This window comes from Pseudomonas sp. PDM30 (assembly GCF_019218985.1).
Classification (GTDB): Bacteria; Pseudomonadota; Gammaproteobacteria; order Pseudomonadales; family Pseudomonadaceae; genus Aquipseudomonas; species Aquipseudomonas jessenii.
Window position 1 is genome coordinate 16069 of sequence record NZ_JAHUWM010000018.1, and the last position, 26724, is coordinate 42792.

Genomic DNA, 26724 nt, shown 5'->3' on the forward strand with positions numbered 1-26724 from the left:
GAATGCACTGAAACTTCGGCAGGAGGATGACGTGATGGCCTATGCGGAGCAAGCCGAGACAGAAGCACTGCACGAGCCCAAGAGTTTCCTGACCAAATATATCTGGAGTCAGGACCACAAGGTCATAGCCATTCAATATTCCGTGACGGCCATCTTCGTGGGTCTTATCGCTCTGGTGTTGTCCAGCTTGATGCGCATGCAGATAGGTTTCCCCGGCAGTTTGGCGTTCATGGACGCCAGTACTTACTATCAGGCGATGACCATGCACGGCATGATCATGGTCATTTACTTGCTCACAGCCTTGTTTCTGGGGGGCTTCGGCAACTATCTGATCCCGCTGATGGTGGGCGCCCGCGACATGGTCTTCCCCTATGTCAACATGCTCAGCTACTGGTTCTACCTGGTGGCGGTACTGGTGTTGCTCAGCAGTTTTTTTGTCCCTGGCGGCCCCACAGGTTCGGGTTGGACGCTCTATCCGCCACAGTCCATTACCCAGGGGACACCGGGGGTCGAGTGGGGCATTGTCCTGATGCTCGTCTCACTGGCGATTTTTATCGTCGCCGCCACCATGGGCGGGTTGAACTACGTCACCACGGTGTTGCAGGCGCGCACGCACGGCATGACCTTGTTTCGCATGCCGCTCTCGGTATGGGGCATCTTCATGGCCTCGATCATGGCCTTGCTGGCCTTCCCGGCGTTGTTCGTCAGTGCGGTCATGATGCTGTTCGACAAGCTGTTGGGCACCAGCTTCTTCATGCCGGCGATGATCTCGCTGGGGCAGCAGCTCGATCACCAGGGTGGCAGCCCGATATTGTTCCAGCACCTGTTCTGGTTCTTCGGCCACCCGGAGGTCTACATCGTCGCTCTCCCTGCGTTTGGTCTGGTCTCCGACTTGATCAGTACCCATGCGCGTAAAAATATCTTCGGCTACCGAATGATGGTGTGGGCCATTATTGCGATTGGCGTACTCAGTTTTGTGGTCTGGGCGCACCACATGTATGTCAGCGGAATGAACCCGTACTTTGGCTTTTTCTTCGCAGTCACCACCTTGATCATCGCGGTGCCGACGGCGCTGAAAGTCTATAACTGGGTACTGACCCTGTGGCGCGGCGACATCCACCTGACTGTGCCGATGCTGTTTGCCCTGGCCTTTATCGTCACCTTCCTGGTCGGCGGTCTGACCGGGTTGTTTCTCGGCAATGTGATCGTGGACATCCCGCTCTCGGACACCTATTTCGTCGTGGCCCATTTTCATATGGTCATGGGGGTAGCCCCGGTACTGGTGGTGTTCGGCGGCATTTATCACTGGTACCCGAAAGTCACCGGGCGCATGTTGAACGACACCCTGGGCAAGTTGCATTTCTGGATAACCTTTCTGGGCACCTACGCCATTTTCTTCCCCATGCACTACTTGGGTTTCCAGGGCATGCCACGTCGTTACTACGCCTATGAAAACTACGCGTTCATCCCGCAGTCCGCGCAAGACTTGAATGCCTTCATTACGGTGATCGCATTGACTGTCGGCGTTTCCCAGTTGCTGTTCCTGTTCAACCTGGCCTGGAGTGCATTCAAGGGCAAGCCCGCAGGCAGTAATCCCTGGGGGGCGGCCAGCCTGGAATGGCAAACGCCGGACACCCCGCCGAAACATGGTAACTGGGGCGCGAAGTTGCCGGTCGTGCATCGCTGGGCCTATGACTACAGTGTGCCGGGGATAGAGCAGGATTTCGTGCCGCAAACGGTCTCCGCCGAGGAGCTGGAGCAGATGCGGCAACTCAGTGCCGGAACCAAGGCGGACATCAAGACATGAACAGGCTGCTATTGAGAAACGCCGACGGCGCTGATCCCGGCGGTAGCTGGAGTCGCGACCCTGAGGATATGCAGGCCGCCGAGGATGCCGATAGAAGGCAAACCGCAAGGGTAGGCCTGCGCTTGTTTCTGGTGGTGGTGAGTTCGTTATTCTTCCTCTTCCTGATCGCCTTTATTGCCCGTTCTCAAATGGCCGACTGGCTACCCCTGACAGAGCCTTTGGCGCCGTTAGGCAATCTCCGGCCGCTCTGGCTGAATTCGGCTTTTCTGGTATTGAGTTGCATCGCACTGCAATGGTCGCGTATGGCCGCCCGAAAGGCTCGGCTGGGCGCAACGGTCATTGGTTTTGCATTGGGGGGTGTGTTTGCCATTGCCTTTCTGGCGGGGCAATTCTGGGTCTGGCAGCAGTTTGTCGCCTGGGGCTACTTTGTCGCCAGCAATCCGGCCAACAGTTTCTTCTACCTGTTGACCGGCCTGCATGGGCTCCACCTGCTGGGCGGGCTGATCGCCTGGTGCTGGATCGTCGCCAGATTTCTGCGTCATGTGCCACTGGCGCAGCTTGGTGCCAGCGTAGAGCTCTGTGCCATCTATTGGCATTACTTGCTGGGCCTTTGGTTCGTGCTTTTCGCGCTGCTGGCCAGCACGCCGCAAACCTATGAAGCCATCGCCAGATTCTGCGGCCTGAGGTGAACAGTCATGGCATTGCACCCACAAGCCCAAGTCGAATCCAGTTCATCCAATCCACCAGGTTCGCCGCCTGCACCGGGATGGCAGGGCATCGCCAGCGATTGGTCCTCGGATAAAGAGGCCTTCAAGCAGGTGCCTTGGGGCAAGGCGATGATGTGGATATTCCTGCTCAGCGACACGTTTATATTCACCTGTTTTCTGACCGGATACATGTCGGTACGCATGACCATCACCAGCGCCTGGCCGAACCCCAGTGAAGTATTCGCATTGACGATCGGCGGCAAGGAAATCCCGCTTATTCTGATCGCCATCATGACCTTTGTGCTGATCAGTAGCAGCGGCACCATGGCCATGGCCGTCAATTTCGCCTATCGCCGTAATCGCGCGAAAACCGCGACCCTGATGCTGGCGACCGCTGCCTTGGGTGTGACTTTCGTCGGCATGCAGGCATTTGAATGGAGCAAGCTCATCGCAGAAGGGGTGCGTCCCTGGGGGAACCCCATGGGAGCGGCGCAATTTGGCGCCAGTTTTTTCATGATTACCGGTTTTCACGGACTGCATGTATCAATCGGCGCCCTCTACCTCAGCATTGTGGCGCTGAAGGTATGGCGCGGAGATTATGAGCGCTCCGGCAACTATCAGAACGTCGAGATAGCCGGGCTTTACTGGCACTTCGTGGATTTGGTGTGGGTATTTATTTTTGCATTCTTCTATTTATGGTAGAGGAGCACGGGTGATGGCACATGCTCAGGGTCAGCAACATCCAATCAGTTTGTACCTTAAAATCTGGGGACTGTTATTCGTCCTCAGCACGCTGTCGTACCTTGTCGACTATTTCCACTTCCATGGCTACCTTCGGTGGTCCTTGATCATCACTTTCATGTTGTTGAAGGCAGGTTTGATTGTCTCCATCTTCATGCATATGGCATGGGAGCGCCTGGCATTGGTCTACGCCATACTGGTGCCACCGTTGTGTTTACTGGTGCTTATCGGGCTGATGGCCTCCGAGGCAGACTATATTTTCCTCAGCAGGGGCATTTTCTTTGGTCAGTAGGCAAGCAGCTTTCGGATGGCCTTGAGTCCCCAGGTGCTAACCCGATATCACTCGCTTGAACTGATGCCATTTGTGCTGCCAGGCCACTGTCCAGTGGGGGGCTGCCGTTCCCGTGCCGGCGATCTTCAGCTTCGGATGCTGTTTGATGACCTGGTCCAGTACCGATTCCTGATTCGGTTCAACATCCACGAAGAAGATATGTTTGCCTTCTTTTACTGCCTGTTTGAAATTACGGAAGTGAGTGTTCGGCACCTGGAACCCAAAAAAACCGCCTTCCCAGATGCAGAAGCCCAATACAACAATGGCAAGGAAGATAAAGGGCATCCAGCCTGCGGCGGATTCGGTCCAGCCCATCCAATAGGCGCCACCCAGGACCAACGCTGCGAGTGGCACGCCGATCACGGCACCAATCTCACCAGAGTGAACAGCATCCTGTTCCATCAGCGAGCTGATCTCGTGGAGGTGATGTTCTTCTACATCAGCAACTTTTTCACTGAGTACATGAATCTGTTCGGAATTGATGCCGCTGGCTTCCAATTCATATTCAACGTTTTCAAGATCGTTGAGATTGTCACTGATGTAATAGTGTCGGTTCATGCCACACCTCCCATCTCGGGTTTGCTGCAGACCTCCTCTGTCCGGCAGCACTTGGCAGCTGTACTGTGGGGAACGTTGCACACCCGGTGCAATTTGAAAAAAGTATAGCACTCACCATCCTGCGGACCGGTCACTGGCTGATCTGCACAATGACCGGACCTTCCGTCACGATCGGCGGGTTCGCGCGGATATTCGATGCATTTTTCTGAATCCAGTCACGCGCGACTTTCAGGCTCGCATCGCTGCCGGCCTTGTCCGTGCAAACAGTCACCGCTGTACCACCATCACCCGTATTCAACAGTGTGTAGCTGACGAGGCCAGGCACTGTCCGCAGGGTCGCTTCGACGTCGGCATTGCGCTCTTCCAACAACTCGAAAAGCTGCTTTGCTCCAGTACCCAGGTAGGTTCTTATAACCGCATACATAGTCGTCTCCCTTGGGAGTGTCGCCTTGATGCCAATCCAGATCCGTTGATGGCCGCCATTACTCAAGGCTTCAGCTCGCCCTGATTTATTAAGCTTAGCCAAACGCCGGTGACAATCGTAATGCAACGACCACCGGCCATTTTTGGCCGATAACTGCCTGTCGGGAAGGGCTGCAAACGACCCATTGCAGACGTTCGTTAACGACTGCAATTTGCCGGATGCAGCCGCGTTTAGGGAACCGCTGCTGCGCAAAATCAAAAAAAGACATAGTGATGGCTATATAGTATCATTCGCAGCATGCAATGGAGTCATCGAGCACACAGGAGGGGGTGATGAACTTGTTCCCTAAAAATATAACTATCACGATAAACATGGTGGACAATGTATTTGAGAAAAATCTACGTTTGCGTGGCGCTTTTTCTTGGCTTGGCTGGCTGTGCTACAAACAGTAATGTTACAAGCAAAACAAAAGATACCGTTACGATAGATATAATAAATCGTTCGCCAAGAGATAAGCTTTCAGCTATTTATTTTGAAGAAAGCTACGATTGTTTCAATATTAAGCCAATTGTTACCAATTCTACACAAAACAATATTACACTGACTTTAGAGAGGAAGCCCTATCAAACGATTTCGTTCCAATATCAAGGTAGTGCATTCGATGGGGTAAATTTTTATCCCCGCAGTTGCAATGCTACGTATACGTTTCGGGCAGATGAATCTGAAGCCTACACGGTAATCTTGGAAAATGTTTATAACAGTTGTGATATTGAAGTTCGCAGAGATGTTTTAACGGTTTCAGCTTTTTTAATACAAAAAATAAAATTGAATTCAAGGCAGGTTAAAGAACAGAAGCCGCGTTTCGAAAACGGTCCATGGTGCGAAGCGATTGAAGCATTCAAGAATTAGCCAGCCGTAACAAGCGTCTTTATATGATTTATGATGTGATTCGGATCGAGAGAATTTATATTGGCAATCGTCAGGCTTTAGAGATCTCAGCTTGTTTTCCCCACGAGTCCTAGCCACAGAGTTGCGAGAACGGAGTCTGTGATATGTGCGAGTGCGTTAACATGCCTGATCAAATAGATGGCAGCAAGGTGGAAGAACTAAGTAACCTTACCCCATTTGTTGAAGAAATAAGCACCGATTTTAAGAAGTGGGAAACGGCATTTAAGTGCAGGTACTGTGATCAGAAATGGTTGGAGCGTTATGAATTTCATGGCCATGCGAATGTACCAATTGTGGAGAAGTTTCCTTAATTTCTAAGCGGCAGGGGCTATCTCAACTCGCTGATTCGCGTTGAAAAGCCCCACCATTTCGCTGGTCTTTTAGGTTTTGAATTAATTTGCGGCAAAAACAAATTGCAACTTTAGATACCCACCGTCCGCTCCTGGCCGATTGTTGCCTTTGACGAGGGCAGCTAGCGACCCGTTGCTGAGATTCAGAACGCTGGTATTAACCGTCAGCGCATCCGTATTGATTGGGTCTTAGTTTTCTTTCGAAAACTCCTCACAAGCGTTGCCAAGTTCGTCTGAGCTTAAAATATTAGACTTCGATTCAATCTCGGCGAACACACGAGCATAGGATTCCGATGCCCGCAAATTTTTGAGGAAATCTGCATCCGCATCTTGTAGGAAGTGGGCGGCCACCGCATAGTATCGCTCCCTCATCCCAGGGTTCAACGAAGAGCACTTGGCCTCGAAAAAGTCATATGGTGCAATAAAGGAAGCCGATGCTTCGTCAATGCACCCATCACCTGTACATGGTGAAGTTGCACTGGCTAATGTGGCCCAAAGCATCGGTAAGCAAGCCAAAGTTTTCAAAGTGTTTTGCATCGGTTGATCTTGATTAGGGGTGAAGAGGTGCAATTTCGCTCCTGCCACTTGAACTCGACGTGGCAATTATTGAAGTCGAGGTTATCCTCATCGCCACCGTGTACGCAAAGTCCTGCGACCCTCTAGATTCGAAGCAGCAGCGGTAACGCTACCAATTTGCTTTCATTGTGTCCATCGTCCGCTTTTGGCCGATTGCTGCCTGCTACAAGGCGCAGCTATCGGCCCAAGATCCAAATCGCGATCAGCACAACGACTTCTGGTAATAGAACCGGGTATGTCCCGGTGGATAATCTGCCAGGCGGCCGAATTCGGAGTAACCAAGTTTTCGATAAAACCCGGGTGCCTGAAAGCTGAAAGTCTCCAGCCAGATACCAATACAGTGCTTTTTCTGCGCGACTTCTTCAGCCATGCGCATTAGCTGTTCTCCGATACCCTGGCCACGCATCGACTCGGGAACGCTGACAAGATCGATGAGCAGCCATCGATAAGAGACCTTGCCGTACAGTCCGCCAATGACTTCGTTACTGTCTGGGTCCCGTAGCAACAGAGCAAATGTTTCATGTGCGTCGTCTCCACCGTTGACCTGGTTATGGGCCAGCAACGGGGTCAAAATTCCCAGCCGCTCTGCTTCAGTAGCATTTTCAGAAAGTTGGATTTCTACAGACATGGTGCTCTCCCTGAGCGGTGAGTAACTGGGTCAACAAGGTATCCCATTCCTGTCACCCCATGGCGGACAGTCCGGACACTAGAGTCCGGTGTTGGATTGATGAGCCGCCCAGTGTTTCATCTCTTCTGCAATGAAGTGGTTCACCAGGTCACTGTACATCCTCTCGATTGCATCCGGGCTCAGGCCCTCAGCCTCGGCCCACTCGCGTCTTGTCGCCAACATGGCCTTGAATCGCTCCGGAGCACGCACCGAAGTCACTGAGGTCTTGTACTTCGAGGCAGCCAGTACGTAGTGAAAACGCTTGCCCAACAGTTTGATAACAACCTGATCAAGGGCATCGATTTCACGTCGAATATCCTCCATTCCTGCACACTCTTCGGGCTGCAACTGATTGATGACGTCCATGTAGGTGACTCCGTTTTCTGAAAAAATCGTGGGCCTTCGCAAGAAGTATCGGCGTTGGCTAAGGCGGATCGGCGAACTCTTTAGACTGCGTTAATCGATAGGGCGGTGGGCGAGGGTGACTGTGTTTGAGTGACCGCTGATAGTTGCCTGTCACGAATTTTTTCATCGAGACAATCAGGACTCGCTGAATTTTCGGCCAGAAAACCGGATTAATCTCTTACTCAAGAGTCCTGCAAACAAGTGTCGGCTGAAGCATTGCCAGTTGCTCACGAATTGCATGTTCATCGGCAGGAACAAGACAGTACGCGAGCCCGATTCGACTGATCAGCGCGATGATGTTCTCAAGCGACGCGACAGACCTGTTGTTGCGTTCGACATAACGACGATAGGGCTCTTCCAGCAAATCACGCCACATCGGTGCGATGTTTTCGAGGATGTAGGTGAACACCTCCAGGGTTGAGTTCTTCGTCAGGTAGCTATGGTGGAAGCCGCCGTTATGACGATCCAGGTAGCGTACGGAGAAACACACGCACTCTGTGAGATAAGCCTCGAAGTCATCTTCGAACTCATTCAGGGAGCGTTGCATTTCCTCAAAAAAGGCAGCGTTCTCTGCACTGACGACAGCCTGAATCAGCTCCTTCTTGGAACCAAAATACCGGTACAGGGTGCGTCGCGAGATGTTGGCACCGCGGGCCACGTCATCGATCGAAAAACCTTCGGCGCCCTCGGCAATCATCGCATCGAGGGCGGCACGCAGGATCAGCGACCGGCCATCACTGGCGTTTTCCATCCTGCTGGCATCACCCCAGCGTAATTGTCGACTCATTTGCACCTTCACACGCTCGGGGGGGGCGGGGCGGGCATTCGTGCCCGGCCCTTGGGAAAAGCAATTGAGCCCGATTTTCACATGGCATGGCACAAAAAGCCATTTCGTGCCAATCTCTGGCACAGATAATAAAAAGTGTGACATAGAGTCGGCCATTTAACAGGAGGCATAGCCATGACCAGTAGTCAGCAGGACTCGAACCGGGACGATGAGTTTGATGTGGTGATTGTCGGTTCGGGCGCCGGCGCCTTGACTGCAGCACTGCGAGCGCACGACAACGGCTTGTCGGTACTCGCGATTGAAAAGAGCGATGTCTATGGCGGTACCACGGCGGTATCCGGGGGAGGGATCTGGATTCCGTGTAACGACCAGATTGCCGCACTGGGGGGCAGCGATTCATACGACGAAGCGATCAGCTATCTGCGCGAGGTGGTTGGCGAAGATTTTGATCAGCAGCGCATCGACGCCTATCTCGACAATGGCCCGAAAATGGTTGAGTACCTGGCACGCCAGGCGCGCACGAATTTTCGCGCGGTGCCGCGCTACCCCGACTACTACCCGGACCGCAAAGGTGGCAAGCCCGGCTACCGCACCATGGAGCCGGCCCCGTTCGACGGGGCGCGCCTGGGTGAACACTTCGAGCTGTTGCGGGCGGCTTCGCCAGCGACCCTGATTGGCGGACGTATCGCCATGACCCAGGTCGAGGCCCACACCATCCTTGCCAAGGAGCGCGGCTGGTTGCTGCTGACCGCCGGGCTGGCGTTGCGCTACCTGAGTGATTTTCGCTGGCGTCGCCGCAGCCGGCGAGATCGCCGCCTGACCCTAGGTAACGCCTTGGTGGCGAGCCTGCGCGCAGCCTTGGCCGAGCGAGGCATTCCCTTGTGGCTGCAAACCTCAATGCAATCATTGCAACTGGATGAGGGCCGGGTGGTTGGCATCGATGTGCTGCGCGAGGGTCGCACTCAACGCCTGCGGGCGCGGCACGGTGTGGTGCTTGCCTGCGGCGGTTTTGAATCGAACCAGGCGATGCGCGAACTGTATCTGCCCCAGCCCACACAGGCCCAATGGACGGCGGCGCCGCCGATCAATCATGGCGACGGCATTCGCGCCGGGCTGGAGGCCGGCGGTGCGGTGGCGCTGATGGAACACACCTGGGGCGCTCCGACAGTGAAGGTGCCAGGGGAGTCGAGCCAGCGCGCCCTGTTCGTTGAGCGTGCGGCGCCCCGTTGCGTGATGGTCAATCGACTGGGCCAGCGCTTCGTCAATGAAGCCGCGCCCTACACGGACATCATCTATGCGATGTATGCCGACCATCAGCGCACCCAGGCCAATGCACCGGCCTGGCTGATCTTCGATGCCGAATACCGCAAGCGCTATCCCTGCGGTGTGTTGCTGCCGGGCAGTGTGCAGCCGGACAGCAAGATCCCCGCCGGCTGGCTCGACAACGTGATCTACCGCGCCGAAACACCGGCCGAGCTGGCAACCAAGATCGGCGTCGACGTCGCCGGGCTCGAAGCCACCCTCGAGCAGATGAACCAATACGCCGCCGCTGGCGTTGATCCGCAGTTCGGCAAGGGTGGCAACCTGTTCGACCGCTACTACGGCGATACCACCTGCAAACCCAACCCCTGCCTTGGCCCGATCGATCGCGCGCCGTTCTATGCCTTGCGCATCGATCCGGGCGAGCTGGGTACCAAAGGCGGACTGCGCACCGACGCCTGCGCGCGCGTGCTGCGCCCGGACGGCTCGGCCATTGCCGGTTGCTATGCGGTGGGCAACACCTCGGCTGCGCTGATGGGCAAGACCTATCCCGGCCCCGGTTCGACCATTGGCCCGGCGATGACCTTCGCCTTTATCGCCGCCGATCACATCGCCGCCGAATCGGCGTCAGCCACCAACAGGACTCAACAATGAACCAAGTGATGAAACAGGTACGACTCCACGGCCCTCGAGACCTGCGGGTGGACGAAGTCCCTTTACCATCCCCGGGTGAAACAGATGTGCTGGTCGAAGTCGCCGCGTGCGGTGTTTGCGGGAGTGACCTGGGCTTCTATGAGAGCGGGGGCATTCGCCGCGATGGGGCACCGATGCCATTGGGGCATGAGTTCTCCGGGGTCATCCGCGAGGTGGGCACGGCGGTCGTCCACTACCGGCCCGGCATGCGGGTCGTGGTCAATCCCATGGCCAACGGCGCGATGATCGGCGTGGGCAGCGATGAGGGGGCGCTGGCGAACCTGGTCCGGGTGCGCAACGTAAACAGCGGCCCGATTCTGCATCAACTGCCCGCGAACCTTCCCCTGGAGGTGGCCGCCCTCGTCGAACCGCTGGCGGTGGCCTTGCACGCGGTCAATCGCTCACGAGTGACGGCCGGTGAGTCCGTGCTGGTCCTTGGCGCCGGGGCCATTGGCCTGGGAATCGTCGCGTGCCTGAAGGCCCGGGGCATCAGCCAGATCGCTGTGGCTGACCTGTCTGCCGGGCGCCTGGAGATTGCTGCCGGGCTGGGGGCGAATCTGACGCTCGATCCGACACGAGACGACCTGTGGAGCGAACTCGCACGGGCCCATGGCAGCGTGCCGACTTTCCTGGGGACGCAAGCGCCCGCGACCCAGGTGATCTTTGAGTGTTCAGGGGTGAGCGGCGTGCTGCACGAGGCCATCGCCAGGGCCCGGGATGCCGCACGCATCACCGTGGCAAGTGTCTACAAGCAACCGCAGGCTTTTGACTTCTCGATCCTGCAGGTCAAGGAACTCGAACTGATCGGCACCCTGTGTTATCCGACGGAGTTCGCACAAGCACTGGAGCTGCTGGCATCCGGCGCATTCGATCCGGAATCCATGATCAGCCACCGTTTCTCGCTCGATGACGTCGCGCAGGCTTATAAAACGGCGGCTGACCCACAGCGGTCGGCCAAAGTCATCATCAAGCCCTGAACCGTCGCACGGCCGGCAATGCCGGCCGTGCTGTTTATCAGAGGTGCCGGGCCGGGCCTGCGGGTGCAGTGGCCGCCGCATAGATCTCGGAAATAGAGGGATTGCGTCGAAGCGTCTGTCCGCCGCTGACATGAATGACCTGACCGGTCACGAAGCTGGACTCGTTGCTGGCCAGCCAGAGTGCCGCATCGGCCACGTCGGCGGAAACACCACTGCGCCCGAGGGGGATTTCGCGGTGATAGAGGGCAGCGATAGACGGGTTCAGCAGCCCGCCACCCGACATCGGCGCATCGGCAACACCACCGGGGGCAATGGAGTTGGCCCGGATCCCGTGCTGACCGAATTCGTGAGCGATGCAACGGATGACGTGGTCGATGCCGGCCTTGGTGCCCATGTACGCGGCGTGGTTGTCGAACATGATACTGGCCGTGACCGACGAGATCTGGATGATTGATCCCCCCGTCGGCATATGACGCAGCAGTGCCTGAAAGTACTGGAACGGGCCGGTGAATTGCACCGCGTTCATTTTCTCCAGGTCTTCGCGGCTGTGTTCCAGGAACGGCTTCAAGAGCCCCCAGCCCGTGGCATTGACGCCGATGTCCAGGCCGTTCAGGCACTGCTTGCTCTGCGCCACCAGATCGTCGACCTCGGCCTGCGAGGTGACATCGCACGCCAGCCAAGGCACCCCAAGTGACTGTGCAACCGCCGCCACTGCATCGGCGCGGCGCCCTGAAACCAGCACGCGCGCCCCTTGTTCGACATAACGTCGAGCCACGGCTTCGCCGACGTTGCCAGGTGCCACACCCAGCACCAATGCCGCTTTACCTTCAAGTCGTTTCGACATGCTGTCCCTTACGCCCCCACATCAATAATGTGAACCGGATCCGTGGCATCCCAGTGCCTGGCGGCTTCAATGCCCTGCTGGATCAACTCGCGCATTCCAATCCCATGGATGATTTCGTAAAGCACTCCAGGCTCCGAATGGTTTTCCAGATAGGCCACGCGGGTCGTTGGATTGCTGGCTTCAAAAACAATCTGCAACCCGGTCGCAGTCAATTGCACAAGGGTCTGGTCGAAGTCATCGACGACCCAGGCGACATGGTGCATCCCCCGGATTGGCTGACCTTCAGCATCGCGATAGGGCGACTTCGCATCGTTGGTCACCTGGATCAGCTCGATCTGGATATCCCCTTGATACGCAAGCCCGACATCGATCGTGACAGTGACCGGCTCACCTCGATACTTGCCTTGGAGGCTGACGTTGCGAAAGAGCGTCCAGGGCCCGACACCGAGATGCTGTCGCCAGCGTTCCATGCTTTGTTCCAGGCTCTCGACCAGATAACCGATCTGACTGATCGGACCAAGCAATGCACTGCTCATGACGCCTCCTTGGGAATGATGTCATTGGGAAAAGGCTACTGACGAAGGTTCAGCCCGGGGTTGGGCTCTGTGACGCCAGTGGTGGTTATGGCACAAAAATCAAATTGTGCGCCAAGCATAATGGCACAAAATTATTTATGTGTGTCACGCCGATCGAGGGAGTAGGGTGAGCCTTTCGCCGACGTCTCGCTGGAGAACGGAATGATTTGCCATGCAAGCAACAGCCCTGCTCGTGGGCGCGAATGAGATGGCTATGTTGTTCGCGGGGAACCGAAATCGAGATTGCACTCTTGATTCGGCGTAGGCCCCGGCAGTGGACAGACATTCGATACGAGCTTGATAGAAGGCGATCGGAGAAAAAGGCTTGAGCCATAGCTCGTGTAGCGGAAGTCCGCTTCTGGCCGATTTATGCCAGGCGCGACGGGCTGAAACCGACCCAATATAGATAGTCCGTCCCAATCTGGATGGCGGTGGGCTTGCTTGTTTTCGACGGTGGCCGCTATTTGTGGCACACGCGGCGGTTAGCAGGTAGACAAAATGTGGCGAGGATAAGGCAGATTTAAGGGCATCCCCTGGCTCCTTCATCGAGTATCTGCGTTGAAATCCAGCATCCGCGTGGCACCGCCAAAGTGACGCGATCTCGTGCCTAATGGATCAGCAACGGCTCTCAGCCTTCGGGGCAGGTAGCCAGAGGCCAACCGATGCGCGCTGCACGGAGAAGGCTGGCCTTAACAACCAAGCGGTGAAATGGGGCAATAACGAATATGTAGGCCCGGCCTAGACGGTTGTGGCACTGGACCACGGTTGAAAAAACGAGTTGGCGACTGCCTTCTGGCTCTGCCTCTCCAGAACATAGGATCGAAATCCTGAAGTCGAGGTGCTTGTCGTCCTCTCCCAACACGACTTCAGTCTGGTTCGAGCTGTAGACCTTGAAGATTTGAATGCGATTCGCAAGTGTTGCCAAATGTTTGGCTGTCTTGAGACCAAAACAGGCAACGATAGTGTCTCGGACTTTCATGAGCCATCCGATCCAGGATGGCTGGTGGGAAAGGATGAATCGAGCTAGCAAATCTGGATTGCTGGAGGTGCCCGCCGGGAGCCGAATCGCAAAAGCGTCTGCTAGGTTCATCGACTTGTAAAGGTGGGTGATGCCGGACCTCGAGGGTACAGGCACGGACATAATGAGCTCAAATTCTCGGGGCATCGGGGATCTCTCCTGAGTTCTAACTACCAATTAGATGACATGCCATGTCGCGTTTCTTGTTGCGATGGTTTGTCGTATAACGCTCCTTGTCGGATACTGAGCCCGATCAAGACATCATAGAGCTCTTGCTGCCCAGCTGGTAGAACAGGGAGCAACGTCGCACGGCGCTTGCCGACATCGAACCAGGATTCAACCAACCATCCCACCAGATAGAGCGCCGAAAGGCATCCGCCAGCGGTTGCAACGTTCCCCTGGCATACAAGAGGCTGGTCCACGGGCTCAAGTCCCAGAGCTTGCAAGCTCGATCGTGCATCCGGGTGTGTAGTTGCTTGGCCGCTGAGCAGTCCAAGCCGTTCGAGAATGAAAGCTCCGGCGCATATGGAGCCGATTCGCTGGCGTCTGGAGTCAAGTTCAAACGACGGCAGGAAATCTGGGGCGGCAAGTGCGGCGGGTATCCCTTCCTTGCCGCTGACGAACAATACCGCGTCGGCACTATTGGCCTCGGAAAGCGGACCGTGCACCGGAACAGGCAGGCCGTGCGCCGATCGCACGATAGCGCTAGCACCCAATATTCGGACGTGCCAGTCCTCAGTGTTGCGGCCTAAAATGTCCCACATCAGGAATAGGTCGATATCAGTGAATTGGTCAAAAGCAACCAGAACGATTTTCTTCAAGGCGAGCTCCATGAAAAGTGCTAGCGTGCAAAACGCAACGGCCATCTTTGCTGGTGTTCGCAGCGTATCAATCGGTTGCGCACCATACACAGTCTGTATGGCGCTAAATATGGAGCGAAATAACTGGTGGGAAAACTAACTCGCAACCATTGGATCGCGGCTGGTTTTGAGGCACTCGACCAAATAGGACATAGTGGCGTTTCGGCCGAGAGTCTATCGCGCCGATTGAATGTGACCCGCGGATCCTTCTATCACCATTTCCGCAATCGCGAAGACTTTGTCCGCACCTTGCTGGCCGCTTGGGAAGAAGACTACACGGAGCGCATGCTCGCTTATGCGGCGCAGGGTCGTAGCGCGGGCGAAATCTTGAAACGCTACTTGAGTATTGCCGCTGAGAAACAACCTGGGCGGGAAGTTTCCATCCGAGCCTGGTCGCTGCACGATCCGTTGGTAGGCGAGTTTCAGCAGCGTGTTGACACAAGACGACTGGACTTCGCGATACGGACGTGCCGCCGCTTGGTCCCTATGCCAGGCGAAGCAGAAGTGATTGGTCGGGTGGCCCATCTGTGCCTGATTGGTGGTCAACAGGCAGGGCTGCGGCGTGATGCCGCTCGCTTCAACAGTTTCCTGCATCGAGCCTTTTCATTTTTCGAAGGGGCTCTTCCACCGTGGCGGGCCTAAGTCATGAGCTAAATTGGGTAACTGAATAAATAGAGTTCGCGTGCCGCTAAATTCTCGGCAGCACTCAATTCCTTCACCGAGTGGCTGCTTGAACGCCATTCCCTTTAAGGCAAGCCGCCTGGCTAACGCGATCTACCAATCTCCAGCTCTAGTGCACGCCATTGGTCTCATAGGGCTAACGTCCATGCCACTGGCCTACGGCACTAACTTGAGTACGGCCTTCGCCGCACGCATACCCTGCACAAGGCGTATTCCTCGTACGCTTACCGATGTTCGTTGGGCAATACCAGATGTGTATCACTTGCCCATCCAAAAATCAGGACCTGCCGAGCGACCGCTTTTGGCCGATTCTGTTGAAAAAGTCGACCATGGTTTCCACGACAGAAAAGTACGCACTTGAGATTGAAATCTTTACTTTGAACAGAGGAATCCGGGTTCAGATTTCGCGTAGCGGCGCGCGCGAAAGGCGTTTTCAGCGGTCAGTATGCGAGCAGTCTGGAAGTACCGACTTTTTCAACAGAATCGACTGTGGATTCAACCGGTTGCTGCTTCGCGCATCCAACACGGTACGAGGCACCTCTAACCGGGCAGTTGGTTTGATGTCCATAAGTAATGCCCGGCAAATTGCCGGGCATTTTCATTCCTGAAACCTTTGTAGCGGGGCTTAGTTTGCCGCTTCCGGTTGCGGCTCGGCGATCGCGCCAGTGCGGGCGATCACGGTCAGGATCGACAGCGCGGCGATTACCAATCCTGGTGACGTTGCCAGCAGCACGCCAGTGGTGCCGGCACCGGCGGCGAGAATCTGGCCGGCGGCCAGGGGGCCTGCCACCGAACCGAGCCGGCCGATGGCCACGGCCGCGCCGACACCGGTGGCGCGCACCGAAGTCGGGTAGGAAGGGGGCGCCAGGGCGTACAGCACAAGCTGTGCGGCCATGACGAACAGCCCGACGGCAAACCCGGCGATGGCCATCGGCACGATACCCACTGACAGGCCGACTCCGGCCAGCGCCGCCAACACCCCGGCGTACACGAACAGGACCACTTTCAGGCCGTTGCAGCGGTCCAGCATCACCCCGCCGAGCAGCGAACCAATGGCGCCGCCGATGTTGAACAGCATCTGCACCATGCCTGCCTGTGGCTTGGTGAAACCCTGTTCCAGCAACAGCGAGGGCAGCCAGTTGAGCAGCATGTACATCACGGTCAGGGTGAAGAAGTAGCTCAACCACAAGGCCAGCGTGCAGCGTGCGCGTCCTTCGCCGAACAGCGCCTGGGCGGTGGACGACCGTGGGCCGCCGGTGGTGACATGTTGTTGGCGGAACGCAGTGGATTCGGGCAGCAGCAGGGCCATCAGCGGCACTACGAGCATGGGCGTCAGACCGCCGATGATGAAAGTGGTTTGCCAGTGTTCACTGGAAAACATTGCCACCACGGCCGCCAGCGCGCCGCCCAGGGGCACGCCGCAGTACATGACGCTAATGGCGGTGCCGCGATGGCGCTCGCTCACGGCCTCGGCACACAGGGCAATCAGGTTGGGCAGGGCGGCACCCAGACCCAGGCCGGTCATGAAGCGCACCAGCAGCAGGTTGGAGTAGCTCTCGACATAGGCGGTGCAGAGCGAGAAGACACCGAACAGCAGCACGGCGCCGACGAGGATTTTCTTGCGGCCGATTCGATCGGCCACCCAGCCGCCAAAAAACGCACCTGGCAGCAGGCCGATGATCCCGGCGCTGAACACCCAGCCCATCATCTTCGGGTCCAGGGCAAAGCTCTGACGCAAACCTGCGGCAGCGGTGCCGGCAGCCTGCAGATCAAACCCTTCGATCAGCGCAACGATAAAGCACAAAGCGATTGTCAGCGTCGAGCGACGCGATGGACTGTCCATGGGTGAACCTCATTGTTGTTTTTTTTATGCAGTCGAACCCTCCGTGCGTTGGGCGCGCCGTCGGTGACCGCTGGTGATTAAGATAACAAAGATAACTAAAAAAAGAATGATGTCCTGAAAACTGTAAAAAACCACAAATAAAGTGTTGAAAAACAGGCTGTTATGAATGCATTCATATGAGTATGTGTAAATAGATAATAATATTAATGTTCGATTATCGGTCATTTGCGATTGACGGCGACCTTTGGCTGTTTCCATTCTCTGGTCGTGAAGCCGGCAGTCCCGTGCGGATCCGGCACCCACGAACAACAATAAAAAGTGGACATCGAACATGCCAAAACGCCCCATGAACACCGGTTCCGTAGCGTCACTTCCCTGCGTTTGCAGTATCCATCCAGGGTGGGTCGTGGCACTGCTAGGCGTCAGCGTTCTGCCCTCTCAGCTGCGGGCCGAGGGGTTTATCGAGGACAGTCACGCAAACTTGACCCTGCGCAATTACTACATGGACCGTGACTACAAGGATGGCGGGGTCAAGTCTGCTGCACGGGAGTGGGCCCAGGGTTTCATCCTGGGCATGGAGTCCGGGTATACCGAAGGGACTGTAGGCTTTGGCCTGAATGTGCGGGGGCTGCTGGGGGTCAAGCTCGACTCCGCCCCGGATCGTAGCGGCACCGAACTGTTGCCGGTGTCGGCCAGCGACAAGCGCGCGGCGGATGATTATTCGCGGCTGGCGCCGACGGGCAAGCTGCGGTTTGCCCAGACAACGGTCAAGAGCGGCGATGTCTCGATCTTCCTGCCGTTTGCCTTTGCCAGCCCGTCGCGGCTGCTGCCACAGACCTTTCGCGGCACCACGCTCAGCTCCAGGGATTTCGATGGCCTGACCCTGAACACCGGTTACATCGATCGCATCAACAAGCGCGATTCCACGGACTATCAGGCCATGAGCATCGCCACGCCAAACCGGCGATTCAACGGTGCCGCTACCACCTCGCATCTGGCGTACGTGGGGGGCGATTATCAGGTCAACAAAGAACTCAGTCTGCGCGCCTACCATGCCGAGGTGGCCGAGCTGTACCAACAGGACACCCTGGCGCTGCTGCACAACCTGCCGCTTGGCGACGGCGTGTTCACCAGTGACTTGCGCAGTTTTTTTAGCCGTGAGGATGGCGCCGCCAAAGCGGGTGAGGTGGACAACCGCAACCTCTCGGCATTGTTTGGCTACCGCTTCGGCGGGCACCGGGTGAGCCTCGGCTACATGCACTCCAGCGGCGACACGGCGACGCCGTACATCTCTGGCACCGAGTTGATGGGCATGAGCGAACAGACCATGGCTTCGGATTTTCTCAACGCCAAGGAGCGCACCTGGCAAGCGATCTATGACTACGACTTCGTCGCGTCCGGGGTGCCCGGTTTGAAGGGAAGGTTGCGTTACGTGCGCGGCGACAATATCGAGTTGGCCGCCTTCAACGCCGAGGACCGCAAAGAGCGCGAATTCCAGATGGAACTGGGTTATGTGATTCAGAGCGGCCCGCTGAAAAACGTCGGGCTGTTGGCGCGCAAGGCGATCTATCGCAATGACTTCCCGAGCGGTACGGCGTTTCGTGATGAAAACCAGACCCGGTTCCAGGTGCTCTATAACTTGCCGATCTGGTAAGCCCGGGCCCTTCGATGTTCCCCGCCGGCCGCCCCTTCTGGAGCGTGCCGGCAGCGTGCGTTCAGTCCTGGTAAACCTTCCTCAGCAAGCGCAGCAGCTCCTCGCGCTCTTCGCCGGTCAGCGCTGAAGTGGAGTCGAAATCGCTTTGCGCGGCGATCTGCTTGAGCTCCTTGAGCAAGGTTTCGCCGGTCTTGCTCAGGAAGATTCCGTAGGAGCGTTTGTCCGGCTTGCAACGCACTCGCACCGCCAGCGCGCGGCTTTCCAGTTTATTGAGCAACGGCACCACCTGCGGCGGCTCGATGGCCAGGGCCCGGGCCAGGTCGGCCTGCATCAGCCCCGGATTCTGGTCGATGATCGCCAGGGCCGAGAACTGCGCGGGGCGCAGGTCGTGGGCTGACAGGCGACCGATCAGGTTCTGGAACAGTTTGAGTTGGGCGCGCCGCATCGCGTAGCCGATCAGGTCATCCAGTGCCGAATCCAGCGGTGCCTGCAGCTCGGCGGTGGCGGACGGGGACTCGTTCTGGTCGGCGAGGGGAGAAGGCTTGGCCATTGCGGGTGAATCCTGAAGAGATGGAGGTTAACAAGTGTATCTAGTTTGCCGGGGTTGGCCGCTGATAGCTATGCCCGTCGTTCATGGTGAAGGGGGCGGAGGATATTTTCGGGTGGATAAAAAATGGTTAATTCGATTAATAGTTAATTGACATAACTATATCGATCCTTTAATTTCCAGTCATCTTCAAGCCAAGAACAAGAGAGCATCGCCATGAGCAATTACGAAGGTCGCTGGACAACCGTCAAGGTCGAGATCGAAGAAGGCATCGCCTGGGTCATCCTCAATCGCCCGGAAAAACGCAACGCCATGAGTCCGACGCTCAACCGGGAAATGATCGATGTGCTGGAAACCCTTGAGCAGGATCCGGCGGCCGGTGTGCTGGTGCTGACCGGTGCCGGTGAAGCCTGGACTGCGGGCATGGACCTCAAGGAATACTTTCGCGAAGTGGACGCGGGCCCGGAGATCCTCCAGGAAAAAATCCGCCGCGAAGCCTCGCAGTGGCAATGGAAACTGCTGCGCATGTACACCAAGCCGACCATCGCCATGGTCAACGGCTGGTGTTTCGGTGGTGGCTTCAGCCCACTGGTGGCCTGTGACCTGGCGATCTGCGCCGACGAAGCGACCTTCGGCCTCTCGGAAATCAACTGGGGCATCCCGCCGGGCAACCTGGTGAGCAAAGCCATGGCCGACACCGTGGGCCATCGTCAGTCGCTGTACTACATCATGACCGGCAAGACCTTCGGTGGGCAGAAAGCCGCCGAGATGGGCCTGGTCAACGAAAGCGTACCCTTGGTGCAACTGCGTGAAGTCACCGTGGACCTGGCGCGCAACCTGCTGGAGAAAAACCCGGTGGTACTGCGTGCGGCCAAGCATGGCTTCAAGCGCTGCCGCGAGCTGACCTGGGAGCAGAACGAGGACTACCTGTACGCCAAGCTTGACCAGTCGCGCCTGCTCGACACCGAGGGTGGCCGCGAGCAGGGCATGAAGCAGTTCCTCGACGACAAGAGCATCAAGCCCGGTCTGCAGGCCTACAAGCGCTGAGACTGATCACCGGGTGCATGTCCGCCCCGGCGCTCTGCATCGCTCGAATGCATTCCCGACAAAGACAATAAAGAGGAATCACCATGCTGGACGTGCCCCTGTTGATTGGCGGCCAGTCGCTGCCTGCCCGCGACGGTCGAACCTTTGAGCGCCGCAACCCGGTGACCGGTGAATTGGTATCGCGGGTTGCTGCCGCCACCCTGGAAGATGCCGATGCCGCGGTGGCTGCGGCCCAGGCAGCGTTTCCCGCCTGGGCCGCCCTGGCGCCCAATGAACGACGCACCCGTTTGCTCAAGGCGGCCGAGCAGTTGCAGGCGCGCAGCGACGAATTCATCGCGGCGGCCGGCGAAACCGGGGCCATGGCCAACTGGTACGGTTTTAACGTGCGGCTGTCGGCCAACATGCTGCGTGAAGCGGCATCGATGACCACCCAGATCAATGGCGAAGTGATTCCCTCGGATGTGCCGGGCAGTTTTGCCATGGCCCTGCGCCAACCCTGTGGCGTGGTGCTGGGGATCGCCCCGTGGAACGCCCCGGTGATTCTCGCCACCCGCGCCATCGCCATGCCGCTGGCGTGCGGCAATACCGTGGTGCTCAAGGCGTCTGAGCTGAGCCCAGCGGTGCATCGTCTGATCGGCCAGGTCTTGCAGGATGCAGGGTTGGGTGACGGCGTGGTCAACGTCATCAGCAATGCCCCGGCGGATGCCTCGGCGATTGTCGAGCGGCTGATCGCCAACCCGGCGGTGCGGCGGGTCAACTTCACCGGCTCGACCCATGTCGGGCGCATCGTCGGCGAGCTTTCGGCGCGCCACCTAAAGCCAGCCTTGCTGGAGCTGGGCGGCAAGGCGCCATTGCTGGTGCTCGATGATGCCGACCTGGATGCGGCGGTGGAGGCAGCCGCTTTCGGCGCGTACTTCAATCAGGGACAGATCTGCATGTCCACCGAACGGCTGATCGTCGATGCCAAGGTCGCCGACGCCTTTGTCGGAAAGCTGGCGGCCAAGGTCGAGACCCTGCGCGCCGGAGATCCCGCGCTGGCGGATTCGGTGCTCGGTTCGCTGGTGGATGCCAGTGCCGGAACGCGCATCAAAGGGTTGATCGACGATGCCCTGGCCAAGGGTGCGCGGCTGGTGGTCGGTGGACAGCTGGACGGCAGCATTTTGCAGCCGACCCTGCTCGATGGCGTTGACGAGAGCATGCGTCTGTACCGCGAGGAATCCTTCGGCCCGGTGGCGGTGTTGTTGCGCGGGGTGGGCGATGAAGCGTTGCTGCGTCTGGCCAACGATTCCGAGTTCGGGTTGTCGGCGGCGATCTTCAGCCGCGATACCGGGCGCGCCCTGGCGCTGGCCCAACGGGTCGAGTCGGGCATCTGCCATATCAACGGCCCGACCGTGCACGACGAAGCGCAAATGCCCTTCGGTGGAGTCAAGTCCAGCGGCTACGGCAGCTTTGGCGGCAAGGCGTCCATCGACCATTTCACCCAGTTGCGCTGGGTTACTTTGCAGCATGGACCGCGGCACTACCCGATCTGAACCGCAGAAATAACAATAAAAAAGGCTGCAGCCACCACCATGCCCATTCGTGCGGCTTGGTGGTAGCGTGCCTTGATGGAGAACAAGCACGTGAGTTCCGAATTCAGATCGCAACCCCACACCGAGGCCTGCGCGCCGCGCTACCGTCACGTGGCCATCGGTCGCGCAGCGGTCGAGGTGACAGAACAGCAGGGCGCGTTGCACATGCGTTCCCTGGAGCCATTGGCCGAGTATCCACCGCGACTGCTTGACCGTTTGGTGCTTTGGGCCAAGGTGCGTCCCGAGCAAACCTTTATCGCCGCCCGCCAGGCCGACGGTGACTGGCGCCGGGTCAGTTACGCCGAGATGCTCGAGAGTGTTCGGGCCATCGCCCAAAGCCTGTTGAGCTACGGCCTGTCAGCAGACAAACCGCTGGTGTTGCTCTCAGGCAATGACATCGAGCATTTGCAACTCGCCTTCGGCGCCATGTACGCGGGCATTCCCTACTGCCCGGTGTCGCCGGCCTATTCGCTGCTGTCCCAGGATTTCGCCAAGCTGCGTCACGTCTGCGATCTGCTGCAACCTGGCTTGGTGTTTGTCAGTGATGCTGCGGCCTACCAGCGCGCCATCGATGCCGTGATACCCGCTGAAACGCCCATGATTACCGTCCGGGGCGAAATCGCGGGACGCCACCAGGTGAGTTTCGCCAGCCTGCTTGAACAACCGGGCGGGGCCGAGGCCGAGGCCGCTTTTGCTGGTACGGGATCGGACAGCATCGCCAAGTTCCTGTTCACCTCCGGCTCGACGAAGCTGCCCAAGGCGGTGATCACCACCCAGCGCATGCTGTGCTCTAACCAACAGATGCTGTTGCAGACCTTTCCGGTGTTCGGCGAAGAACCACCGGTGCTGGTGGACTGGCTGCCGTGGAACCACACTTTCGGCGGCAGCCATAACGTCGGCATCGTGCTCTACAACGGTGGCAGCTTTTACTTGGACGACGGCAAACCCACGGCGCAGGGGGTTGCGCAAACCCTGCGTAATCTCAAAGACGTGTCGCCTACGGCCTACCTGACCGTGCCCAAAGGCTGGGAAGAATTGGCCTCGGCACTGGAGCAGGACGCGGAGCTGCGGGAGATCTTTTTCAAGCGTATCAGTCTGTTTTTCTTTGCCGCCGCCGGTCTGTCGCAAAGTGTCTGGGACCGCCTCGACCGGATCAGCGAACAGCACTGCGGTGAGCGTATCCGCATGATGGCCGGGCTCGGCATGACCGAGGCTTCGCCGTCTTGCACCTTCACCACCGGGCCGTTGTCCATGGCCGGTTATGTCGGCTTGCCGGCACCAGGTTGTGAGGTGCGCCTGGTGCCGGTGGACGGCAAACTCGAAGGACGCTTTCGTGGGCCGCACATCATGCCCGGTTACTGGCGGTCACCACAGCAGACCCACGATGCGTTCGACTCGCAGGGCTTCTACTGCTCCGGAGATGCGCTCAAGCTCGCCGACCCGCGCGATCCGCAATTGGGGCTGATGTTCGACGGGCGCATCGCCGAAGATTTCAAGTTGTCATCCGGGGTGTTCGTCAGCGTCGGGCCGTTGCGCAGCCGCGCGGTGCTCGAAGGTTCACCCTATGTCCAGGACCTGGTGGTGACCGCGCCGGATCGCGAGTGCCTGGGCGCGCTGGTCTTTGCGCGGATGTTCGAATGTCGACGGCTGTCAGGGCTGGCGGCCAGTGCCAGCGACGCCGAGGTGTTGGCCAGCGCGCCGGTGCGCGAGTGGTTCGCCGGCTGGTTGCAGCGATTCAATCGCGAGGCCACGGGCAATGCCAGTCGCCTGGAATGGATCGCCTTGCTTGACGAGCCGGCGTCCATCGATCGGGGGGAAATCACCGACAAGGGTTCGATCAACCAGCGTGCGGTATTGCAGTGGCGCGCGGAGCAGGTCGAGGCGCTGTATCGCGGGCTCGATCCAGCCATCCTGCGCGCCGGGGCGAAGTCGTGAGCGAAGTCCTGAACACCGGCGGGCAGTACTCGGCCTTTGCCGATGCGGCGATTTTCGATGCGGTGCGCACACCGTGGGTGGACCTCGGTGGGGCACTGGCCGAGGTGTCGCCGATCGACCTGGGCATCAAGGTCGGGCGCGAAGTACTGGCGCGCGCGCAAGTTGACCCGCTGGCAGTCGACAGCGTGCTGGCGGGTTCCATGGCCCAGGCCAGTTTCGATGCCTACATGCTGCCACGGCACATCGGCCTCTACAGCGGCGTGGCGCAATCGGTTCCGGCACTGGGGGTGCAGCGGATCTGCGCCACCGGTTTCGAACTGCTGCGCCAGGCCGCCAGGCAACTGGATGACAGCGTGCAATTGGCCCTGTGCGTGGCCACCGAATCGATGTCGCGCAATCCGATTGCGGCCTATACCCATCGAGGCGGTTTCCGCCTTGGCGCGCAAGTGCAGTTCAAGGATTTTCTCTGGGAAGCCTTGTACGACCCGGCTCCCGGGGTGGACATGATCACCACCGCCGACAACCTCGCGCGGCGTTATGGGCTGAGTCGAGAAGCGGTGGACGCATACGCCTGTGCCAGTCATCAGCGGGCATTTGCGGCACAACACGCGGGCTGGCTGGCACCCGAGCTCGTTGCCGTGGGGCATCAGGTGTTCGAACTGCAAGGCTATCAGCCACGGGGCATCCGCCTGTCACGCGGCGTCGACACGGTGAGTGAAGACAGCCACCCACGGCCCGGAGACATCGCGGCGTTGTCCCGGTTGCGCACCGTGCACGAAGGCGGGATGCAAACCGCCGGCAACAGTTGTGCGGTGGTCGATGGCGCGGCGGCGGCCCTGGTCGGGCGCGCTTCGGCCCGTCGGGATACACCGTTGGCCTTGCTGCGGGCCAGCGCGGTGGTCGGGGTGGCGCCGGAGTTCATGGGCATCGGTCCGGCACCGGCGATTCGCCTGCTGCTGCAGCGCAGCGGCTTGAGCCTGGATCGGATCGACCGCTTTGAAATCAACGAAGCCCAGGCCGCCCAGGTCCTGGCAGTGGCTCAGGAGCTGGAGCTGGACCCTTCGCGTCTGAACGTCCAGGGTGGTTCGTTGGCACTCGGCCACCCCTTGGCCGCCAGTGGCTTGCGCCTGGTGCTGACCCTGGCCCGACAACTGCGTGAGCACAATCTGCGTTACGGGGTTACCGCGGCCTGTGTTGGCGGTGGGCAGGGCATGGCGCTACTGATCGAGAATCCCGCCTGGCGTGCCTAAGATTTCGTCGGCTGACGGGCAAGCTGTGTTTTCTGCCAATGACTTCTGGCCGAAAGCTGCCGGACATGAACGGCAGCTTTTGATGTGGCTCGGCGCATCGCCGCGACGCCGGAGTACGTGCGCTCTCGCCACGAACGTAAGAAGGTCGAAATGTTGTTTGCCCACCTCAAGCGCATCCTGAAACTGGATCGTTTACGGCTACGTGGTCTGAGTGGCGCGACCGATGAGTTCACGCTGGCGGCAGCGGTGCAAAATCTGCGGAGATTGGCCAAACTTTTACCGCAGCTCACCAGCATGCCATGACCAGCAATCCGGCTATCGCCGGATTGTGTAGGGCTTTAACGACTATAGTGTTACCGCTGACCGAAAACTGACCCAGTAGAGGCTGTTATGGCATCACGGGCGGCGTGTACTGCAACGTCGTGCCCAGTGCCCACAGCGGGAACAGCACGCCCAGCAGCCTCCCCCACGCAGGTCATTAACGCAGAGACTTGAGTGTCTTCTCTATCCAATGCAGATTGCAGCCCACCCACAGAAGCCCAGCAAAAACCAGTGCGCTGCGCGATGTAGTTCCCGCATCGCTGTAGTTGGACGTCAGCATTGAGTAGATCGTCAAACCCAAGGCAACCAGCAGAAGGCCGGAAAACAAAACCTTGTAGAACTTTATGAACATGTCGAAGTACGGTGTGTGCTTGTGACTCATTCCAGTAACGCTCCTGCGATAGTGTGTCGGAAAATGATGTATTCCACGTGGTCTTATCAGTGATGAAGGAGCGCGTTGATGCTGATCAGGTCACTCCCCTGCAACGCGCCAACGGCGGCTTTCAACTTTAGCTGGGCTAGCAAGGTGTCATAACGGGCCTGTGAGAGTTTTTGCACCGTCTCGCTCAACTGGCCCTGTACTTCCAGCACATCAATGCTTACCCGCACGCCAACGCTATAACCCAGGCGGTTGGCATCCACCGCCATCTGGGCAGATTTTTTTGCAGCCTCCAGAGCCTGCACCTGAGCGATTCCTGTCATAACCTCCGACCAGGCATCCCAGGTCGCCGCGTTGACCGCACGACGAGCGTCCTCGAGTGCATACTCTGCATGCGATTGCTCAGCTACCGCTTTTCGTACAGCAGATTGAGTTCTACCACCACTGTAAAGCGGCATGCTTAAGCGCAACCCAATACTGGATGAGCCGCTACGATCCACCTAAGTGAATGACAGCTATTGGCTGTGGATTCAACCGATCGACGCAACAGATTGGCTCAATCGTTCAGCGGGTGTTTCGTAGTTCAGAGTTTTCCGAGGGCGGTGATTTATGCCACGGATAGCCCTTCGCGCTGAGTTGAAAGGCGTAATCGAATAAACGCTTCATGTACTCGCCATCGAATTTCTTATTGCGCGGAAAGTAAAAGTCGGAGCCAATGTACGCAAGATTGAAATCCGCTCCATCCTGCTGCGCCATACGGTAAATTCGCTCCAGGTCGCTGATCCCCTGAGTTTGAATCAATGCACTGATGGCTCGACCGCCGATGCTCAATGTACGGCGTTTCGTCCCGGACCACTGCGGCTCCAGTGTCCCATTACGAATGACATAGAAATGCCGTTCGAGTCGCAAAGGTGCTCCGGTGGCTCTGTTCAGCGCCATCTTTGTGCCTGGTGGGTAAAGGAACACCT

27 protein-coding genes and 2 pseudogenes are annotated in these 26724 nt (G+C 58.0%); 14 read left to right on the forward strand and 15 right to left on the reverse strand.

Annotated features, from left to right (window positions below; genetic code table 11):
- Positions 1–34: 34 nt before the first annotated feature.
- From ctaD to KW840_RS27560, 4 genes are read left to right on the forward strand one after another with little or no spacing between them, the layout of a single operon-like run.
- Positions 35–1807, forward strand: coding sequence for a cytochrome c oxidase subunit I (gene ctaD / locus KW840_RS27545; RefSeq protein WP_218498432.1), 1773 nt, complete (start codon positions 35–37; stop codon positions 1805–1807).
- Positions 1804–2496 carry a cytochrome c oxidase subunit 3 gene (locus KW840_RS27550; protein WP_218498405.1) on the forward strand — a complete coding sequence of 231 codons (693 nt, stop codon included), beginning with the start codon at positions 1804–1806 and terminating at the stop codon, positions 2494–2496. The genes ctaD and KW840_RS27550 overlap by 4 nt, the downstream gene beginning before the upstream one ends.
- 6 nt (positions 2497–2502) lie before the next feature.
- Positions 2503–3216 (forward strand): heme-copper oxidase subunit III family protein, encoded by a 714-nt coding sequence (locus KW840_RS27555; RefSeq protein WP_218498406.1) that lies wholly within the window; start codon positions 2503–2505, stop codon positions 3214–3216.
- A gap of 13 nt (positions 3217–3229) precedes the next feature.
- Complete coding sequence (locus KW840_RS27560; protein ID WP_057715332.1) at positions 3230–3547, forward strand: cytochrome C oxidase subunit IV family protein; 318 nt, start codon at positions 3230–3232, stop codon at positions 3545–3547.
- A gap of 36 nt (positions 3548–3583) precedes the next feature.
- On the opposite strand, the gene KW840_RS27565 is transcribed toward KW840_RS27560, so the two are convergent.
- Complete coding sequence (locus tag KW840_RS27565; protein WP_057715331.1) at positions 3584–4144, reverse strand: hypothetical protein; 561 nt, start codon at positions 4142–4144, stop codon at positions 3584–3586.
- Positions 4145–4274: 130 nt separating this feature from the next.
- The gene (locus KW840_RS27570) at positions 4275–4568 is read right to left on the reverse strand and encodes a hypothetical protein (RefSeq protein ID WP_057715330.1); all 294 of its coding nucleotides are present in this window, start codon (positions 4566–4568) and stop codon (positions 4275–4277) included.
- A 387-nt stretch (positions 4569–4955) separates the two neighbouring features.
- On the opposite strand from KW840_RS27570, the gene KW840_RS27575 reads away from it, so the two are divergent.
- On the forward strand, positions 4956–5477 hold the full coding sequence (locus tag KW840_RS27575) for a hypothetical protein (RefSeq protein WP_218498407.1): 522 nt from the start codon (positions 4956–4958) through the stop codon (positions 5475–5477).
- Positions 5478–6055: 578 nt separating this feature from the next.
- Here KW840_RS27575 and KW840_RS27580 read toward each other — a convergent pair.
- The 4 genes from KW840_RS27580 to KW840_RS27595 all read right to left on the reverse strand — a co-directional run bounded on the left by KW840_RS27580 (position 6056) and on the right by KW840_RS27595 (position 8457).
- The gene (locus tag KW840_RS27580) at positions 6056–6436 is read right to left on the reverse strand and encodes a hypothetical protein (RefSeq protein WP_218498408.1); all 381 of its coding nucleotides are present in this window, start codon (positions 6434–6436) and stop codon (positions 6056–6058) included.
- A gap of 208 nt (positions 6437–6644) precedes the next feature.
- Entirely contained in the window at positions 6645–7070 is a 426-nt protein-coding gene (locus tag KW840_RS27585; protein ID WP_218498409.1) for an N-acetyltransferase, read from the reverse strand.
- A gap of 78 nt (positions 7071–7148) precedes the next feature.
- Positions 7149–7475 (reverse strand): isochorismate lyase, encoded by a 327-nt coding sequence (locus KW840_RS27590; protein ID WP_090454865.1) that lies wholly within the window; start codon positions 7473–7475, stop codon positions 7149–7151.
- A gap of 217 nt (positions 7476–7692) precedes the next feature.
- Complete coding sequence (locus KW840_RS27595; RefSeq protein ID WP_218498410.1) at positions 7693–8457, reverse strand: TetR/AcrR family transcriptional regulator; 765 nt, start codon at positions 8455–8457, stop codon at positions 7693–7695.
- 18 nt (positions 8458–8475) lie between these two features.
- On the opposite strand from KW840_RS27595, the gene KW840_RS27600 reads away from it, so the two are divergent.
- Positions 8476–10215 carry an FAD-binding protein gene (locus KW840_RS27600; protein ID WP_218498411.1) on the forward strand — a complete coding sequence of 580 codons (1740 nt, stop codon included), beginning with the start codon at positions 8476–8478 and terminating at the stop codon, positions 10213–10215.
- Positions 10212–11231, forward strand: coding sequence for a zinc-binding dehydrogenase (locus KW840_RS27605; protein ID WP_218498412.1), 1020 nt, complete (start codon positions 10212–10214; stop codon positions 11229–11231). The genes KW840_RS27600 and KW840_RS27605 overlap by 4 nt, the downstream gene beginning before the upstream one ends.
- 37 nt (positions 11232–11268) lie before the next feature.
- Here the strand turns inward: KW840_RS27605 and KW840_RS27610 are convergent, their stop codons facing one another.
- The 4 genes from KW840_RS27610 to KW840_RS27625 form a co-directional block, all read right to left on the reverse strand.
- Positions 11269–12075, reverse strand: coding sequence for an SDR family oxidoreductase (locus KW840_RS27610; protein ID WP_218498413.1), 807 nt, complete (start codon positions 12073–12075; stop codon positions 11269–11271).
- An 8-nt stretch (positions 12076–12083) separates the two neighbouring features.
- Entirely contained in the window at positions 12084–12611 is a 528-nt protein-coding gene (locus KW840_RS27615) for a VOC family protein (RefSeq protein WP_218498414.1), read from the reverse strand.
- 667 nt (positions 12612–13278) lie between these two features.
- Entirely contained in the window at positions 13279–13815 is a 537-nt protein-coding gene (locus KW840_RS27620; protein WP_150813685.1) for a DUF2867 domain-containing protein, read from the reverse strand.
- Between the two features lie 23 nt (positions 13816–13838).
- Entirely contained in the window at positions 13839–14489 is a 651-nt protein-coding gene (locus KW840_RS27625) for a DJ-1/PfpI family protein (protein ID WP_150813684.1), read from the reverse strand.
- Between the two features lie 126 nt (positions 14490–14615).
- On the opposite strand from KW840_RS27625, the gene KW840_RS27630 reads away from it, so the two are divergent.
- A complete protein-coding gene (locus KW840_RS27630) occupies positions 14616–15170 on the forward strand; it encodes a TetR/AcrR family transcriptional regulator (RefSeq protein ID WP_218498415.1) in 555 nt (184 codons plus the stop codon).
- A 664-nt stretch (positions 15171–15834) separates the two neighbouring features.
- Here KW840_RS27630 and mhpT read toward each other — a convergent pair.
- Positions 15835–17052, reverse strand: a complete 1218-nt coding sequence (mhpT, locus tag KW840_RS27635; protein ID WP_218498416.1) for a 3-(3-hydroxy-phenyl)propionate transporter MhpT — start codon at positions 17050–17052, stop codon at positions 15835–15837.
- Between the two features lie 346 nt (positions 17053–17398).
- Here mhpT and KW840_RS27640 point away from each other — a divergent pair, with 346 nt between their 5' ends.
- On the forward strand, positions 17399–18706 hold the full coding sequence (locus KW840_RS27640) for an OprD family porin (RefSeq protein WP_371318502.1): 1308 nt from the start codon (positions 17399–17401) through the stop codon (positions 18704–18706).
- A gap of 61 nt (positions 18707–18767) precedes the next feature.
- Here the strand turns inward: KW840_RS27640 and KW840_RS27645 are convergent, their stop codons facing one another.
- Complete coding sequence (locus tag KW840_RS27645; RefSeq protein WP_150813673.1) at positions 18768–19256, reverse strand: MarR family winged helix-turn-helix transcriptional regulator; 489 nt, start codon at positions 19254–19256, stop codon at positions 18768–18770.
- A 213-nt stretch (positions 19257–19469) separates the two neighbouring features.
- Here KW840_RS27645 and KW840_RS27650 point away from each other — a divergent pair, with 213 nt between their 5' ends.
- From KW840_RS27650 to KW840_RS27670, 5 genes and pseudogenes are all read left to right on the forward strand, one after another.
- Positions 19470–20300 (forward strand): p-hydroxycinnamoyl CoA hydratase/lyase, encoded by an 831-nt coding sequence (locus KW840_RS27650; RefSeq protein ID WP_150813672.1) that lies wholly within the window; start codon positions 19470–19472, stop codon positions 20298–20300.
- 83 nt (positions 20301–20383) lie between these two features.
- Positions 20384–21832, forward strand: a complete 1449-nt coding sequence (locus tag KW840_RS27655) for an aldehyde dehydrogenase (protein WP_218498418.1) — start codon at positions 20384–20386, stop codon at positions 21830–21832.
- 90 nt (positions 21833–21922) lie between these two features.
- Positions 21923–23806, forward strand: a complete 1884-nt coding sequence (locus KW840_RS27660) for a feruloyl-CoA synthase (RefSeq protein WP_218498419.1) — start codon at positions 21923–21925, stop codon at positions 23804–23806.
- Between the two features lie 8 nt (positions 23807–23814).
- Positions 23815–25056: a thiolase family protein gene (locus KW840_RS27665; RefSeq protein WP_218498433.1), complete on the forward strand. Its 1242-nt coding sequence runs from the start codon at positions 23815–23817 to the stop codon at positions 25054–25056.
- Between the two features lie 72 nt (positions 25057–25128).
- A pseudogene (locus KW840_RS27670) lies at positions 25129–25359 on the forward strand (transposase); the annotation flags it as partial.
- Positions 25360–25534: 175 nt separating this feature from the next.
- Here KW840_RS27670 and KW840_RS27675 read toward each other — a convergent pair.
- The 3 genes and pseudogenes from KW840_RS27675 to KW840_RS29115 all read right to left on the reverse strand — a co-directional run.
- Entirely contained in the window at positions 25535–25759 is a 225-nt protein-coding gene (locus KW840_RS27675) for a hypothetical protein (RefSeq protein WP_218498420.1), read from the reverse strand.
- A gap of 56 nt (positions 25760–25815) precedes the next feature.
- Complete coding sequence (locus tag KW840_RS27680) at positions 25816–26256, reverse strand: TolC family protein (RefSeq protein ID WP_371318501.1); 441 nt, start codon at positions 26254–26256, stop codon at positions 25816–25818.
- Between the two features lie 30 nt (positions 26257–26286).
- Positions 26287–26418: pseudogene (locus KW840_RS29115) on the reverse strand (IS30 family transposase); the annotation flags it as partial.
- Between the last annotated feature and the right edge of the window lie 306 nt (positions 26419–26724).

Excerpts from the sequence above, each read along its gene's own strand:
- ctaD (WP_218498432.1), top strand. The coding sequence starts at position 35 with ATGGCCTATGCGGAGCAAGCCGAGACAGAAGCACTGCACGAGCCCAAG.
- KW840_RS27550 (WP_218498405.1), top strand. The coding sequence starts at position 1,804 with ATGAACAGGCTGCTATTGAGAAACGCCGACGGCGCTGATCCCGGCGGT.
- KW840_RS27555 (WP_218498406.1), top strand. The coding sequence starts at position 2,503 with ATGGCATTGCACCCACAAGCCCAAGTCGAATCCAGTTCATCCAATCCA.
- KW840_RS27560 (WP_057715332.1), top strand. The coding sequence starts at position 3,230 with ATGGCACATGCTCAGGGTCAGCAACATCCAATCAGTTTGTACCTTAAA.
- KW840_RS27565 (WP_057715331.1), bottom strand. The coding sequence starts at position 4,144 with ATGAACCGACACTATTACATCAGTGACAATCTCAACGATCTTGAAAAC.
- KW840_RS27570 (WP_057715330.1), bottom strand. The coding sequence starts at position 4,568 with ATGTATGCGGTTATAAGAACCTACCTGGGTACTGGAGCAAAGCAGCTT.
- KW840_RS27585 (WP_218498409.1), bottom strand. The coding sequence starts at position 7,070 with ATGTCTGTAGAAATCCAACTTTCTGAAAATGCTACTGAAGCAGAGCGG.
- KW840_RS27590 (WP_090454865.1), bottom strand. The coding sequence starts at position 7,475 with ATGGACGTCATCAATCAGTTGCAGCCCGAAGAGTGTGCAGGAATGGAG.
- KW840_RS27595 (WP_218498410.1), bottom strand. The coding sequence starts at position 8,457 with ATGGCCGACTCTATGTCACACTTTTTATTATCTGTGCCAGAGATTGGC.
- KW840_RS27600 (WP_218498411.1), top strand. The coding sequence starts at position 8,476 with ATGACCAGTAGTCAGCAGGACTCGAACCGGGACGATGAGTTTGATGTG.
- KW840_RS27605 (WP_218498412.1), top strand. The coding sequence starts at position 10,212 with ATGAACCAAGTGATGAAACAGGTACGACTCCACGGCCCTCGAGACCTG.
- KW840_RS27610 (WP_218498413.1), bottom strand. The coding sequence starts at position 12,075 with ATGTCGAAACGACTTGAAGGTAAAGCGGCATTGGTGCTGGGTGTGGCA.
- KW840_RS27615 (WP_218498414.1), bottom strand. The coding sequence starts at position 12,611 with ATGAGCAGTGCATTGCTTGGTCCGATCAGTCAGATCGGTTATCTGGTC.
- KW840_RS27620 (WP_150813685.1), bottom strand. The coding sequence starts at position 13,815 with ATGCCCCGAGAATTTGAGCTCATTATGTCCGTGCCTGTACCCTCGAGG.
- mhpT (WP_218498416.1), bottom strand. The coding sequence starts at position 17,052 with ATGGACAGTCCATCGCGTCGCTCGACGCTGACAATCGCTTTGTGCTTT.
- KW840_RS27640 (WP_371318502.1), top strand. The coding sequence starts at position 17,399 with ATGAACACCGGTTCCGTAGCGTCACTTCCCTGCGTTTGCAGTATCCAT.
- KW840_RS27645 (WP_150813673.1), bottom strand. The coding sequence starts at position 19,256 with ATGGCCAAGCCTTCTCCCCTCGCCGACCAGAACGAGTCCCCGTCCGCC.
- KW840_RS27650 (WP_150813672.1), top strand. The coding sequence starts at position 19,470 with ATGAGCAATTACGAAGGTCGCTGGACAACCGTCAAGGTCGAGATCGAA.
- KW840_RS27655 (WP_218498418.1), top strand. The coding sequence starts at position 20,384 with ATGCTGGACGTGCCCCTGTTGATTGGCGGCCAGTCGCTGCCTGCCCGC.
- KW840_RS27675 (WP_218498420.1), bottom strand. The coding sequence starts at position 25,759 with ATGAGTCACAAGCACACACCGTACTTCGACATGTTCATAAAGTTCTAC.